The 13,488-nt window shown below is 58.2% G+C and carries 12 protein-coding genes and 1 rRNA gene; 10 read left to right on the forward strand and 3 right to left on the reverse strand.

Annotated features, from left to right (window positions below):
- Positions 1-109, forward strand: a 5S ribosomal RNA gene (rrf, locus tag AB5Z14_RS04835); the annotation flags it as partial.
- Positions 110-242: 133 nt separating this feature from the next.
- Here rrf and AB5Z14_RS04840 read toward each other — a convergent pair.
- Positions 243-710 (reverse strand): hypothetical protein, encoded by a 468-nt coding sequence (locus AB5Z14_RS04840; protein ID WP_368130511.1) that lies wholly within the window; start codon positions 708-710, stop codon positions 243-245.
- A gap of 277 nt (positions 711-987) precedes the next feature.
- On the opposite strand from AB5Z14_RS04840, the gene AB5Z14_RS04845 reads away from it, so the two are divergent.
- The gene (locus AB5Z14_RS04845; RefSeq protein WP_035138719.1) at positions 988-1,419 is read left to right on the forward strand and encodes an Hsp20/alpha crystallin family protein; all 432 of its coding nucleotides are present in this window, start codon (positions 988-990) and stop codon (positions 1,417-1,419) included.
- Between the two features lie 82 nt (positions 1,420-1,501).
- Here AB5Z14_RS04845 and AB5Z14_RS04850 read toward each other — a convergent pair whose 3' ends face one another.
- Positions 1,502-2,311: an MBL fold metallo-hydrolase gene (locus AB5Z14_RS04850; RefSeq protein ID WP_368130512.1), complete on the reverse strand. Its 810-nt coding sequence runs from the start codon at positions 2,309-2,311 to the stop codon at positions 1,502-1,504.
- A 48-nt stretch (positions 2,312-2,359) separates the two neighbouring features.
- Between AB5Z14_RS04850 and tilS the strand changes: the two genes are divergently transcribed.
- From tilS to AB5Z14_RS04875, 5 genes are all read left to right on the forward strand, one after another.
- Positions 2,360-3,901: a tRNA lysidine(34) synthetase TilS gene (tilS, locus tag AB5Z14_RS04855; RefSeq protein ID WP_368130514.1), complete on the forward strand. Its 1,542-nt coding sequence runs from the start codon at positions 2,360-2,362 to the stop codon at positions 3,899-3,901.
- A gap of 147 nt (positions 3,902-4,048) precedes the next feature.
- Positions 4,049-4,597 (forward strand): hypoxanthine phosphoribosyltransferase, encoded by a 549-nt coding sequence (gene hpt, locus AB5Z14_RS04860; RefSeq protein ID WP_117774133.1) that lies wholly within the window; start codon positions 4,049-4,051, stop codon positions 4,595-4,597.
- 61 nt (positions 4,598-4,658) lie between these two features.
- Positions 4,659-6,737, forward strand: a complete 2,079-nt coding sequence (gene ftsH, locus AB5Z14_RS04865; RefSeq protein ID WP_368130515.1) for an ATP-dependent zinc metalloprotease FtsH — start codon at positions 4,659-4,661, stop codon at positions 6,735-6,737.
- A gap of 171 nt (positions 6,738-6,908) precedes the next feature.
- Positions 6,909-8,099 carry a pyridoxal phosphate-dependent aminotransferase gene (locus AB5Z14_RS04870; RefSeq protein WP_368130517.1) on the forward strand — a complete coding sequence of 397 codons (1,191 nt, stop codon included), beginning with the start codon at positions 6,909-6,911 and terminating at the stop codon, positions 8,097-8,099.
- A gap of 159 nt (positions 8,100-8,258) precedes the next feature.
- The gene (locus tag AB5Z14_RS04875; protein ID WP_368130518.1) at positions 8,259-9,080 is read left to right on the forward strand and encodes a phosphatase; all 822 of its coding nucleotides are present in this window, start codon (positions 8,259-8,261) and stop codon (positions 9,078-9,080) included.
- A 66-nt stretch (positions 9,081-9,146) separates the two neighbouring features.
- Here the strand turns inward: AB5Z14_RS04875 and rlmD are convergent, their stop codons facing one another.
- Positions 9,147-10,541, reverse strand: a complete 1,395-nt coding sequence (gene rlmD, locus AB5Z14_RS04880; RefSeq protein WP_438265652.1) for a 23S rRNA (uracil(1939)-C(5))-methyltransferase RlmD — start codon at positions 10,539-10,541, stop codon at positions 9,147-9,149.
- A 389-nt stretch (positions 10,542-10,930) separates the two neighbouring features.
- On the opposite strand from rlmD, the gene AB5Z14_RS04885 reads away from it, so the two are divergent.
- Genes AB5Z14_RS04885 through AB5Z14_RS04895 form a run of 3 tightly spaced genes read left to right on the forward strand, consistent with a single transcriptional unit; the run spans position 10,931 to position 13,201 of the window.
- Positions 10,931-11,791, forward strand: coding sequence for a transporter substrate-binding domain-containing protein (locus tag AB5Z14_RS04885; RefSeq protein WP_368130519.1), 861 nt, complete (start codon positions 10,931-10,933; stop codon positions 11,789-11,791).
- Positions 11,791-12,444: an amino acid ABC transporter permease gene (locus AB5Z14_RS04890; protein WP_368130521.1), complete on the forward strand. Its 654-nt coding sequence runs from the start codon at positions 11,791-11,793 to the stop codon at positions 12,442-12,444. The genes AB5Z14_RS04885 and AB5Z14_RS04890 overlap by 1 nt, the downstream gene beginning before the upstream one ends.
- Positions 12,437-13,201: an amino acid ABC transporter ATP-binding protein gene (locus AB5Z14_RS04895; RefSeq protein WP_118081730.1), complete on the forward strand. Its 765-nt coding sequence runs from the start codon at positions 12,437-12,439 to the stop codon at positions 13,199-13,201. Before AB5Z14_RS04890 ends, AB5Z14_RS04895 begins: the two co-directional genes overlap by 8 nt.
- Positions 13,202-13,488: the final 287 nt, after the last annotated feature.

Genomic DNA, 13,488 nt, shown 5'->3' on the forward strand with positions numbered 1-13,488 from the left:
GCCAGAGCATGGGGGGCACGCCCGGTCCCGTTCCGAACCCGGAAGCTAAGCCCCATCGCGCCGAGAGTACTGCGGGGTCAGCCCGTGGGAGGCCAGGGCGCCGCTGACCGGTGGACGGCACCGAGCCGTCGGATGACTTGAAGAAGGGGGAGGCCTCGCGGCCTCCCCCTTTTTTTCGTTAACACTTCACAATATAGTTGCATCTCACCTGTAACCCGGTTGGGCTTATGGGTAATGAGCTTTTATTTAAAGACAATAAATCGAATCACAAGGGCAACTGCTATGACCACAATGATCAAAAGTAGGAATTGGAGTCGATGCTGCTTACGTCGTTTGCTTGATGAAACGAAGATCGTTTTCCCTTGTTTTGGCGTTTCGAGATAACGAGCCGAATGCGTTAAGGTTTGCTTAGGTCGGGGACCTCTTTGCTGCCGAGTTATGGGCGTTTTCGTCGGGTCGTCATTGATTGCGCTGTTTTTTGATAACGGTGCATCTTTCAGATATACGGGATCGCTCGATGCGACGCCCATGTGCTTACGTCCCGTTTGGGCATCCTCGAGCGTTTGATATCGATTTCTCGTCACATATTCGGGCTCTGCATCATTAATGGGCTCTTGCGAGATGTGGGGGCGATGGAACCGTGGCGGCTGCGTGGAAATATCTTCCCCCTGCGTCGGCATAAACATATTGTTCTGGTTTTGGTCGTCCATGATGCCCTTTAGCTCGTTACCAACAACGTATACGCGCCCATTGTAAGCCCCTTGTTATTTGTGGCTGCGGACATACTCGTTATTTAAGCTCTGGTTCAAAGAACCTTAACCTTCCTAATACCTGAGTCATATGCACTTAGATATGCTTATAGTATTGGACTTAAAAAACTTTATAGTCGATGTATATATAAGCACCGGGTGGGCATATATAAGTGCGTCAAAAGAAGTCCCAGTCACCTAGAAGATGACTCGGCAGTCCTATAAAGGAGTGGTAAACATGGCAAGCATGGTTCCTTATCGTTCGGTTTTTGGCGTTCGTCCCTCTGCAAGCTCGCTGTTCGATCTGTTTGATGATATGAGCGACCTAGCGAACAGCTCGATTGCCTCTAAGGCGTTCCCCGTTGACGTTGAGGATAAGGGCGATGGCTATGAGGTCAAGGCTTATCTGACCGGCGTCGCCAAGGACGATATCGATGTCGAGCTTAACGAGGGCCGTCTGTCCATTAGCGTGAATGTCGAGGAAGACGAGGAGAACGAGGGCAAGAACTTCCTGCAGAAGGAGTTCAGCTCGTACAGCGCGACGCGTGGTGTGTATCTCAAGGATGCTTCGAGCGAGGGTCTCTCGGCTAAGTACGCCGACGGCATCCTGACCGTTACGGTTCCCAAGATTGTCGAGAAGAAGAACGTTACGAAGATCTCCATCGACTAACTTCGTTGGTGTTCTGCGCTATTAAAAGATAACAAAAGGGGCTGGGAAGCGATTCCCGGCCCCTTTTGCTGTCTAGGACAGTCTATTGAATGGTTGCTGGCCGATACTGGCTTGCGGGGCGTATCGAGAGATTTCGCGATCCTTGGAGAAGGGTGGCGGAGCTGCCGACCCCGTCATCCAGGGTTGCGGCTAGAGCTTTGGCATAGCTTTTGACGGTAAGACTCGGGCGATTGTTATCTTGGCTGATATGCATGGCAATGAGCTGTTCGGTGCGATCGGTAACAAGCTCACGTGCGGCTTCGGCGGCCTGATCGTTGGACAGATGCCCTTTTGTAGATAGGATGCGCTCCTGAAGAAAGCGGGGATATTCTCCCTCGCGCAGCATGGTCACATCGTGGTTGCTTTCGAGCGCGAGGACTCGACAATCTTTGAGGGTGTTCATGGCCTGGCTCGATAGCTCTCCGGTGTCGGTGGCAAAGCCGATGGAATCATCGAGGGCGTCGAATCGATAGCCGACTGGATTTATGACATCGTGTGATGTTGAGTAGGTTTGCACCTGGATGCCGGCAATGGATAGGGTGTCACCGGGATCGAATTCCTCGACAGGCAGATGCGAAAGATTTTCTTTGCTCGAAAGTGTGCCCCTGCTGGCAAAGAGGGGGCCGTGCCAGTGCTTGCACCAGACATCGAGGCCCTTGATGTGATCGGTATGCTCATGAGTAATGAGAAGAGCCGAGACGTTGTCTGCCGAGAGCCCCAGTTCTGTCATGCGCTTTAATGTCTCGCGGCGAGAAAGACCGTCGTCAATCATGATGAGCCCCCGGGGGCCTTCGATGAGCGCGCAGTTGCCTTTTGAGCCGCTGCCAAGGATATGAAGGTGCAGACGAGACATAAGATTCCAAAGGATACAATGGGTGCGAACGAATAGAGGAGGAAGCAAATGCCAACGGTATCTCAGCATTATGGACACCATGCTGCATCGTGGGCTGATGATAAAGCTCTGGCAACGCGGCAGACGGCTGCCCCCGTGGTGCTCATGGTATCAGGTGGTGCGGACTCGACGGCTTTGCTCCTTATGGCGTGCACATCAAAGTTGGATATTCAGGATGGGCGTGGTGTAGCTCCCATCGCGCGCGAGCGACTGCACGTGCTGCATGTGAACCATCATCTGCGCGGTGAGGCATCCGATGGCGACGAGGCCTTTGTGCGCGGCCTATGCGCACAATATGGCTTGCCGCTGTGTGTTGAGCATGCCTATTTTGATGATGAATCGGGCAATATCGAGGCGGCTGCCCGCGAGGTGCGCTATGCCGCGGCGCGGAGGTATGTTCGTGAGCTCTGCGCCCAGACGGGGGCACCGCGAACGGCGGCTCGTATCTGCACCGCGCACACGTCTTCGGATCGCGCGGAAACGTTTTTGATGAACGCGATTAAGGGTTCGGGGCCCGCTGGTCTATCGAGCATTCCTCGCCGGAGGAATATCGTGGTGCGTCCCTTGCTCGACCTGACTCATGATGAGCTCGTGGGCTATCTGCAGGTGCATGGTCAGCCGTGGCGAGAGGACGAGAGCAACGAGGACGTGTCGTACTTGCGTAACTACGTGCGTCATCGAGTGATGCCGGTGGTGGCGCAGCGCAACGCGAGCGTCTGTAAGACGATTGGCGCCGCTTGCGAAATTCTGGGCGATGAGGACGCCTTTCTTTCCCAGCTTTCCGCGCAGGCGTTTCGAAGCTGCCTGCGCAAGGAGGCGGCGGGTGCACTGGTCCTTGACGCTCGCCGACTGGCCGCGGCCGAGGTGGTGATTGCTCGGCGCATGGTACGACTGGCAATTAAGCGTATCGACCCCGACGCTCGCCCGGAGATGCGGCATGTGGAGCGCGTGCTCGCCTGTGTCGCCGAAGGCTCGGGTTCGGTCACGCTGCCGGCGGGAATCGATGTGCGCGTGGAGTTTGGCATGCTGTCATTCAAGGCCCCGGCGGCGCGCGAGGGGTTAGTTGCCGATTGGGTCACCATTCCCGGTCGATTGCCGCTGGGGGCGGGCCGCATCCTGGTGGCAGAGCCAATGGCCGTCGAGCCGGGGTGCGATATTGTGCGCCGTGCCCGCGAACTCGCGGGTGCCGGAGGGGTGGCCGCTATGGTGGATGCCGCGACGCTGGGCTTTGCCGATCGCGATAGCGAACGGATGCTCGCCGGCTCGCGCGGGGAGATTCCCGCCGAGGCGCGTTTGGCACGTCTGTGGGTAGACGGACCCGCGCCGGGGGATGTGATGTGTCCGTTGGGCATGAGTGGGCGAAGTAAGAAGGTGTCCGACCTGCTCAACGAGGCTCGTATTCCCGTCTCTGAGCGCGCAGGCGTTCCTGTGGTGAGAACGGCTCCGGGAGGTGCCGTGGTATGGGTCGCAGGCGTTCGCACGGACGAGCGTTTTAAATGCACGGCCGCAACGCGCGTGGCGTATCTGCTTCGTGTGGTCGATGCGGAATAGCATCCCACGCCAGCTATTCTGTGCGACGTTGACGGTATTCCCGCGCTGATGGCGTACGGGCTGGAAAATATACCCCGTGCGCTGCTAGAATGTGAAGTTCGCGTCCATACGGCGGTGTGTGGGCGATAAGCACAAGAAAGGGTTGTCATGGCTTCTCAACATCCGGATATCGAGAAGGTTCTGTTTACGCAGGAGGATATCGACGGTATCGTCTCTCGCCTAGGCGAGCAGATTACTCGCGACTACGCGGGTAAGGATCTGGTGCTGATTGCGGTCCTGCGCGGCGCCGTGGTCTTTATGGGCGACCTGATGCGCAAGATCGAGCTGCCGACCAACATCGATTTCATGGCTGTTTCGAGCTATGGCGACGGCGTGAAGTCCTCGGGTATCGTGCGTATCATTAAGGACCTGGATATCGACATCCGCGGTCGCGACGTGCTGATCGTCGAGGACATTCTGGACTCGGGCCTGACGCTCAAGTATCTGATGAAGAACCTCGAGAGCCGCAAGCCAGCTTCTCTGGAGGTCGCCGCCTTCCTGTGGAAGGACGTTGAGGACCGTACCTCGGCCATCACGCCCAAGTATGTTGGAACCCATTGCCCCGATGCCTTTGTGGTGGGCTACGGCCTCGACTATGCCGAGCGCTATCGTAACCTTCCGTATCTGGGCATTTTGAAACCGGAGGTTTATTCGTAAGATGCCCGACGACCGTAACGATAACAATTCCCAGACTCCCCGGGAGCCTAAGATCCCGGGGATGCCCGGAGGCAAGAAGCCCACGCGTACGGGCTGGCTGTATTTTATTTTGGCTTGCGCGCTCCTGGGCTACGCCTTCTTTAACATGGGCTCCGGCTTTGCCAATTCCAGCAATACCGTTAAGCTCGCGACGAGCGAGATGGTGAGTGCCATCAAGCAGGATCGCGTCGAAGATTTGACCTATACGGTTCAAGACGGAAGCGTGACGGGTCATTACTGGAAGACGAAGAAGGACAAGGGCGATACGAGCGAGCTCAAGAGCTTCTCCTCGACCTATGTCGGCTCCGATTCGCTTGCCGAGCTTATGGCGGAGCACCCCGATACCAAGTACATCGTCAACACCAACGATCCCGATTTTTGGGGCGACCTGGCGATGAGCGTGCTTCCGACGATCGCCCTGATCGCCATCATGTTCTACTTTATGCGCCAGATGATGGGCGCCAACAACAGGAACATGCAGTTTGGCAAGACCAACGCCAAGACCAACGAGGCCACGCGCCCCAAGGTCAAGTTTGAAGACGTTGCCGGCGTGGACGAGGCGGTCGAGGAGCTCGAGGAGATTCGCGACTTTTTGAGCGATCCGGATCGCTATCGCAAGCTGGGTGCCAAGATCCCGCGTGGCGTGTTGCTGGTGGGCCCTCCGGGCACCGGTAAAACGCTGCTGGCCAAGGCCGTTGCCGGCGAGGCGGGCGTGCCGTTCTTTAGCATCTCGGGTTCCGACTTTGTCGAGATGTTCGTGGGTGTCGGCGCCAGCCGTGTGCGCGACCTCTTTAAGGAGGCCAAGTCCCAGGCCCCGTCGATCATCTTCATCGATGAGATCGATGCCGTGGGACGTCAACGCGGAGCTGGCTTGGGCGGCGGTCACGACGAGCGCGAGCAGACGCTCAACCAGCTGCTGGTCGAGATGGACGGTTTTGAGGAGAGCGAGTCGGTCATCCTGATCGCTGCGACCAACCGTCCTGACATCCTGGATCCGGCATTGCTGCGCCCCGGTCGTTTTGACCGTCAGGTTACGGTCGACCGTCCGGATGTGAAGGGCCGCGAGCAGATCTTGCGCGTGCATGCCGAGAACAAGCCGATGGACGAGGACGTGAAGTTTGAGAAGCTCGCCCAGATGACCGTTGGCTTCACCGGCGCCGATCTGGCAAATCTGCTCAACGAGTCTGCGCTGCTGGCTGCCCGCCGCCATCGTTCCGTGATCTCGATGGACGAGGTCGAGGAATCGATGGAGCGCGTGATTGCCGGTCCGCAGCGCAAGGGTCGCGTGATGACCGAGGCCGAGCGCACCACGATTGCCTACCACGAGAGCGGCCATGCCCTGGTGGGCCACATCCTGGAGCACTCCGATCCGGTTCACAAGATCTCGATCGTCAGCCGCGGCCAGGCGCTGGGCTACACGCTGCAGCTTCCGCAGGAGGACCACTTCCTTAAGACCAAGAACGAGATGCTCGACGAGCTTGCCGTGTTCTTGGGCGGTCGCGTTGCCGAGGAACTCATGTGCGACGACATCACGTCGGGCGCGAGCAACGACCTGGAGCGCGCGACCAAGATGGCGCGCGAGATGGTCACGCGCCTGGGCATGAGCGAGGAACTTGGAACGCAGGTGTTTGGTGAGGCGCAGCATCAGGTATTCCTGGGCCGCGATTACGCCGATCACCAGGATTACTCCGAGGAGACGGCGCGCCGCATCGATATCGAGGTTCAGCGCATCATGCGCGAGGCCCATCGTCGTGCGGTCGAGATTTTGGATGCCCGTCGCGACCAGCTCGATTTGATGGCCAAGGTACTGCTTGAGCGCGAGACCGTCGAAGGCGACGCCGTGAACGCCCTGCTCGACAACGAGTGGGACGCCTACCTTGAGCGCGAGGGCGATATCCTGGCGGCCAAGGAGGAGCGCAATGCCAAGGCGGCCGGTATGCCGACCAAGAAGCGCGCGCCTCGTATGAGCGAGGAGGAGCTGGCGGCTGATGCCGCAGCCTTTGCGCAGGCGGCCATGCAGGAGGATGCCGAAGCCGCATCCGATGATGCCGGCGATGACTGTGCCGCCAATGCCGGTACCGACACCGACGCCGACAAATAGCCTTTGTGGCGAAAGCCTCTGCGGGGAAACCTGGGGAGGCTTTTTCTTTTTGTTGATTGGGGACAGACTTAAATGAGCGTTTTCACCCATTTAAGTCTGTCCCCAATCAACATTGCTGCGGCGCTTTGCCCGACTAAAGCGTACAATAGCGCCTATGCGAAAGGGGAACAGATGATCAACGAAACTATGTATGCTCGCGGTGCGGAAAGCTCCATCATCCGCGAGATTTTTAGCTATGGCCTTGAGCGTAAGGCGCAAATCGGCGCGGAAAACGTGTTCGATTTCTCGCTGGGCAACCCGAGCGTTCCGGCGCCCGCTGCCGTCGCGAAATCTATCAAAAAGGCGCTTGAGCTGCCGAGCGATCAGCTGCATGGCTACACGCCCGCACCGGGCCTGCCGCAGTGTCGCTCCGCCGTGGCCGAGTCGCTCAACCGTCGCTTTGACACGAGCTATGAGGGCAAGGACGTCTTTATGACCGTGGGTGCGGCGGCTTCGCTCACCTGCACGCTCAACGCCATCACTAATCCGGGCGATGAGGTTATCGTTATCGCGCCGTATTTTCCGGAATACTGCGTGTGGATCGAGAAGGCTGGCTGCACGTGTGTCGAGGCGCTTGCCAACGAAGACACATTCCAGCTGAGCGTGGGCAACGTTCTTAAGGCCATTACCGACAAGACGGCAGCGGTCATTATCGACTCACCCAACAACCCGACCGGCGCCGTGTATACGCGCGATACCCTGACGCGCCTGGCTAATGTTTTACGCGAGGTCAACGCCAAGCGCGATCCCGAGAACCCGATCATGCTGATCTCGGATGAACCGTATCGCGAGATCGTCTATGGTGCCGAGGTGCCGTGGGTGCCTTCGATCTACGAACACACCATCGTGTGCTACTCGTATTCCAAGTCGCTTTCGCTGCCGGGCGAGCGTGTGGGCTGGATTCTGGTTCCCAATACGAACCCTCAGGCAGCTCGTCTAATGCCCGCCGTTGCCGGTGCCGCCCGTACGCTGGGCTTCGTGTGCGCGCCGGCGCTCTTCCAGCGCGTAATTATCGACTGCATCGATGAGCCGAGTGACGTTGAGGCCTATGCACGCAACCGCACCGCGCTTACCGATGCACTAGCGGAGTACGGCTACACCTATGTTGAGCCGGATGGTGCATTCTACCTGTGGGTGAAGGCGCTGGAGCCCGATGCGAACGCTTTCTGCGAGCGCGCGAAGAAGTATGAGCTGCTCGCGGTGCCCTCGGACAGTTTTGGCATGCCGGGCTGGTTCCGCTTGGGCTACTGCGTGAGCTACGAGACCATCGTCAATTCGTTGCCTGCCTGGAAGCAACTGGCCGACGAATATCGTCGAAAGTAAAGCGCTCTGCTTACAATGTTTTACGTGAAACGGGGTTTGGTGTTAAGCCGGACCCCGTTGTCTGTGCCGTTGTGTGATTGGGATGAAGCGGTTTTACGACTGCCGAAGGCTATGCGTACAATGAATATACGCGACGGCCATACTGGACAAGGAGACCTGATGCCCTACCTTCTTTCTTGTGATATTCATACTCATACGTTGTTCTCCGCGCATGCGTACTCAACCATTGAGGAGAATGTGTACTGGGCGGCGGAACGTGGCCTGCAGGTGCTCGGATCTGCCGACCATCTGAGCTCGATGGTTACGGCTTGCCCCAACGACCTGCGCAGTTTCCAGTTCTTTATTAACCAGGATATCTGGCCGCGTATTTGGAGCGGCGTGCTGGTGCTTCGCGGCGCCGAGGCCGATATCGTTTCGCTGGACGGAAGCCTGTTTGGCGAGGACATTCCCGTGTCGCTCGATATTGCCGGCGATTCGTACAGTCACCAGCATTCGCTGTTCGATTTGGTGACGCGTAATTTGGATTATTTGGTGGCAAGCGTGCATAATCCGCAGTTTGCCGAAGGCGCGACGCTCGCCCAAACGACCCAGATGTATATCAATGCCCTGGAGCATCCCAAGGTGTTCATGCTTGGGCATACGGGTCGTTCGGGCGTGCCGTTCGATATCGATGAGGTGCTACTGGCGGCCAAGGCCAAGCACAAGATTATCGAGATTAACAACCATAGTCTTGAGCATGGTGCCGACACTGAGCATTGGGCCGTATGTCGCAAGATCGCCGAGCGCTGCGCCGAGCTGGGCGTGGGTATTGGTGTGTCGACCGATGCCCACATTGGTATGGCCATTGGCAAGCTCGAGCACGCCCGCAAGTTGCTCGACGAGATTCACTTCCCGCTGGACCTGATCGTGACGCGCGATCGCGAGACGCTACTGCACGAGATGGCGGCAGCCGGCGTGTGCGACCTGCGCAAGGGGATGTAACGAGACTCATATGCCCAATGAAAGGGGGCGGTCCAGGCGGGCCGCCCCCTTTCCCGTGCCGGAGAATTAGCGGCGCTCGAGGACCGCGACGGTCTCGGTGTGGTCGGTGTGGGGGAACATGTCGACCGGCGTGATCTTGAGCAGTCGGTAGCCACCGTCGAGGAGCTGGTGTAGGTCGCGCTCTTGGGTGGCGGGATTGCAGCTGATATAGGTGATGCGGCGCGGCTTAAGTGCGCAGGCGGCCTCGAGGAACTCGAGGGTAGAGCCGGCGCGCGGCGGGTCGATGGAAAGGACGTCGACGCGCTCGTTGTTATCGGCGGCATCCAGGATGTAATCGGTGGCATCGTCGGCCATAAACCAAGCGCTGCGGGTGAGGCCGTTGAGCTCGGCATTGCGACGTGCGTCGGCAATGCCCGCCGGGTTGCGCTCCACGCCGAGCAGCATAATGCCGACACCTCTGTCCTGGGCATCCTTCGCGGCGCACAGACCGATGGTGCCGCTGCCGCAGTAAGCGTCCATAAGAATGTCACCCTTCTGCAGGTCCATGCCGTCAATTGCGAGCTGATAGAGCAGCTCGGTCTGCTGCGGATTGGTCTGATAGAACGCGGTGGGGGAGATATCGAATTCGCAACCGAGCAGCTGGTCGCGCATGCACTCGGCGCCATAGACGACACGAGTCTCCTCACCCAAGATGGCGTTACCGGGACGGCCATTGATATTTTGGGCAACGGTGACGATATGCGGATCGATCGCCGCGACAGCCTCAAAGAACTCCTGCGCATGCGGTAAGTCACGCTGGGCGGTCACGAGCGTAACCATGACCTGGTCTGTACGCCAGCCGCAGCGGACGACGGCATAGCGAAGCAAACCAAGATGCTTGTCCTCATTAAAGGCGGGAATATGCAGCCGCTCAGCTTCGCGTGCGATGCCGTTGAGAATCTGACGGGCACCCGGCGCCTCGACAGGACACTCGGGTACGGCAACGATCTTGTGCGTGCCGCGCTCAAAGAAACCGCAACGGACAGCGCCCTCCTTACCGGGAGCAAAGGGGGTGGCAGCCTTATGGCGAAAGCCACGCGGCGCAGGATATTTACCCGGATCGCCCAGGGTGACGCCCATACCGCGAATAGGGTCAACGGCGATACCCTCACGCTCACAAAGCGAAGCAAAAAGCTCCTCCATAGCAGCCTGCTTAGCTGCCAGCTGCTTTTTATAAGGACGATTGAGCGCCGTGCACCCACCGCAAGATTTCATGATGGAACAAGGCGATTTGGGATCCACGGTTTTACGAGTAGGCTGAGCCGAATCCTTGCGCGAGCCCTTGGAACGAACGTGAGACGCCTTATCCCCGCCCTGACGAGAGCCAGAGCGCTTGGCCTTAGCCGACTTGCTTTTTGCAGCTTTAGAAGACTTGGATTTCGTAGAAGATTTCTCCTCCTTCAACCCCTCAGCCGCCTCCACCAAAGCACGACGAGCCCTACGCTCCGCACGAGATTCTGCCATCAATAACTCCACTAATTTATAAATTGAAATCTGCAAGCATTGTACCGTGCCAAGCTAGCAGACGATATGCAAGCGTCCATTTCATGTCAGTGATAAGTCCAGCGATGTTTGCCCGGCGTGGGCGGGGAGCGGCGCGTAATTAAGTTTATCGCGAGTTCCGCACGCAAAGGAAAGCACTTAATGTGCTTTCCGTCTTGCGCAGGACTGTAGAGCAGGAAACTTAATTACGCGCCGCTCCCCGCCCACGCCGGGCAAGCCCTCCCTTGTACTCCATCTCACTAAAGTGTATGATTCTGAACGTTACATGACTCACTTTACCTAACTAAAGTGCTATCAAGGGGGATACCATGAATACCGATATGTCTCGTCGTCAGTTCGTTGGTCTAGCCGGCTCACTCGCCACGGTGCTTGGCCTTGGTCTTGTCGGCTGCGGCGGTGGTGCCGGCAAGGGCTCCGCTGCCGGTTCTGCCGCAGCCAAGGACGTGAAGGGCGCTGCGGAGTCCAAGAAGCTCGTCGTGGGCTTTGACAAGTCCTATCCTCCGTATGGCTTTGTAGGCAACGATGGCGAGTACACCGGTTTTGACCTCGACCTTGCCAAGGCCGTTGCCGACAAGCAGGGCTGGGACGTTGAGTATGAGGCTATCGACTGGGATGCCAAGGACACGCTGCTCAACTCGGGTGCCATCAACTGCATCTGGAACGGCTTTACCATGGAGGGCCGCGAGGACGACTACACGTTCTCCGAGCCTTACATGCTTAACGGGCAGGTGCTCGTGGTCAAGAAGGACGCGGGTATCAAGAGCTGGGACGATCTTGCCGGCAAGACCGTGATTACCCAGACTGATTCCGCCGCACAGGATGTGCTCGAGGGCGACCAGAAGGATCTGGCCGCGACGTTTGCCACGCTCGATACCATCGGTGAGTACAACACGGCGTTTATGCAGCTTGAGAGTGGTGCAGTCGATGCCGTTGCCTGTGACCTCTCGATCGCCCAGTATCAGCTTGCCGCCAAGCCCGATGCTTATACGCAGCTCGACAAGCCGCTGTCCAGCGAGCACTACGCCGTTGGCTTTAAGAAGGGCGACACCAAGTCGGCCGACGCCGTGACCGAGTCGCTCAAGGCACTCTACGAGGATGGCACGGTCAAGGACCTCTGCGATAAATATGCAGATTACGGTCTGTCTTTCGATAATTGGGTGCTCAAGTAATGTCTATCCAAGTCATGATGCAGATGCTTGGCCAGGGATTCTTGGTCAGTCTGCAGTTGTTTGTGCTAACGCTGCTGGGGTCGATTCCGCTGGGAATCCCCGTTGCGTTTATGCGCATGAGCAGAATTGCGCCGCTCCGTTGGATCGCGCGCATCTATATCTCGATTATGCGCGGCACCCCGCTCATGCTGCAGATGTTCGCCATCTACTTTGCCCCGTACTACGTGTTTGGCATTTCGCTCACGCCCGATTCCAAGTGGACGGCGTGCGTCGTGGCGTTCATCATCAACTACGCCGGTTACTTTGCCGAGATCTATCGCTCGGGCCTGCAGTCCATCCCGCGCGGCCAATACGAGGCTGCCGAGGTACTGGGCTATTCGCGTATGCAGACGTTTCTGTATATCGTGATGCCCCAGGTCGCCAAGCGCATTTTGCCGGCAATGGGCAACGAGATTATCACGCTGGTCAAGGACACGTCGCTGGCGTTTGCTATCGGCGTGGGCGAGATGTTCTCGACGGCCAAGGCGCTGGTTGCCTCGCAGGTGAGCATGGTGCCGTTTGCGATCGCGGCGCTGATCTACTGGGTCTTTAACTTTGTGGTCGAGATGCTGCTGGGTGCTGCCGAGAAAAAATTGGATTACTACCATGATTAATTCGGTAATGAATATAGCGAACGCACGCAAGGCGTTTGGCGGCAATGAGGTGCTCAAGGATATCTCACTCGAGGTCAAGCGTGGCGAGGTCGTGGCGATTATCGGACCTTCGGGTGGCGGTAAGTCCACGCTGCTGCGCTGCGCCACGCTGCTCGAGACGCTCGACGGCGGCTCGCTCTCGTTTGGCGACCTTGCCGTCGCGACGGATGCGGGTTCGGGCGCGGTGTACGCAAAGGGCGATGTACCCAAACAGGCGCGCTCGCGGTTTGGTCTGGTGTTTCAGAACTACAATCTGTTCCCGCACTATACCGTGATGAAAAACATCACCGATGCGCCGATTCGCGTGCTTAAGCGTCCGCGCGAGCAGGCGGAAGCCCGCGCTCACGAGCTGATTGCGCAAATGGGGCTGACGGGCAACGAGAACAAGGTGCCGTGTGAGCTTTCGGGCGGTCAGCAGCAGCGCGTGAGTATTGCCCGCGCCCTGGCGCTCGATCCGGAAATCCTATTCTTTGACGAGCCGACCTCGGCGCTCGATCCGGAGCTGACGGCCGAGGTTCTGCGCGTCATTAAAGACCTTGCCGCGCAGAATATGACGATGGTGATCGTGACCCATGCGATGCAGTTTGCGCGCGATGTTGCCGATCGTGTGGTCTTTATGGACGGCGGCCGCATTGTCGAGGAGGGGCCTGCCGAGCAGGTCATCGATCATCCGCGCGAGCAACGTACCCGTGAGTTCTTGAGCCGTATCGAGGGGTAGGCTCAGCTATTTGCTCAACTATTAATTGAGGCGAAGCCGCCGCAGGTCTTACGGCCTGCGGCGGCATTTTATTTGCATCGGCGGGGTCCAATAATCGCCTCGCATACTCGCCTCCTCCTCTCGCCGCCCGTATTCATACGCGTGCCGAAAGGTCTGCATGGACAGGCGACTGCAAGGGTAGGGTGGTGGCATAGGACATTTGGAGGGTGAGTCGGCTCGGCTGCCGACCGTGCTGCTCCCGGGACGGCATCGACCGCGAACTCTCCCCGTTGGCGTCGCGCATCGCG

It is taken from the genome of Collinsella aerofaciens (assembly GCF_040910265.1).
GTDB classification, from domain to species: Bacteria; Actinomycetota; Coriobacteriia; order Coriobacteriales; family Coriobacteriaceae; genus Collinsella; species Collinsella aerofaciens_BK.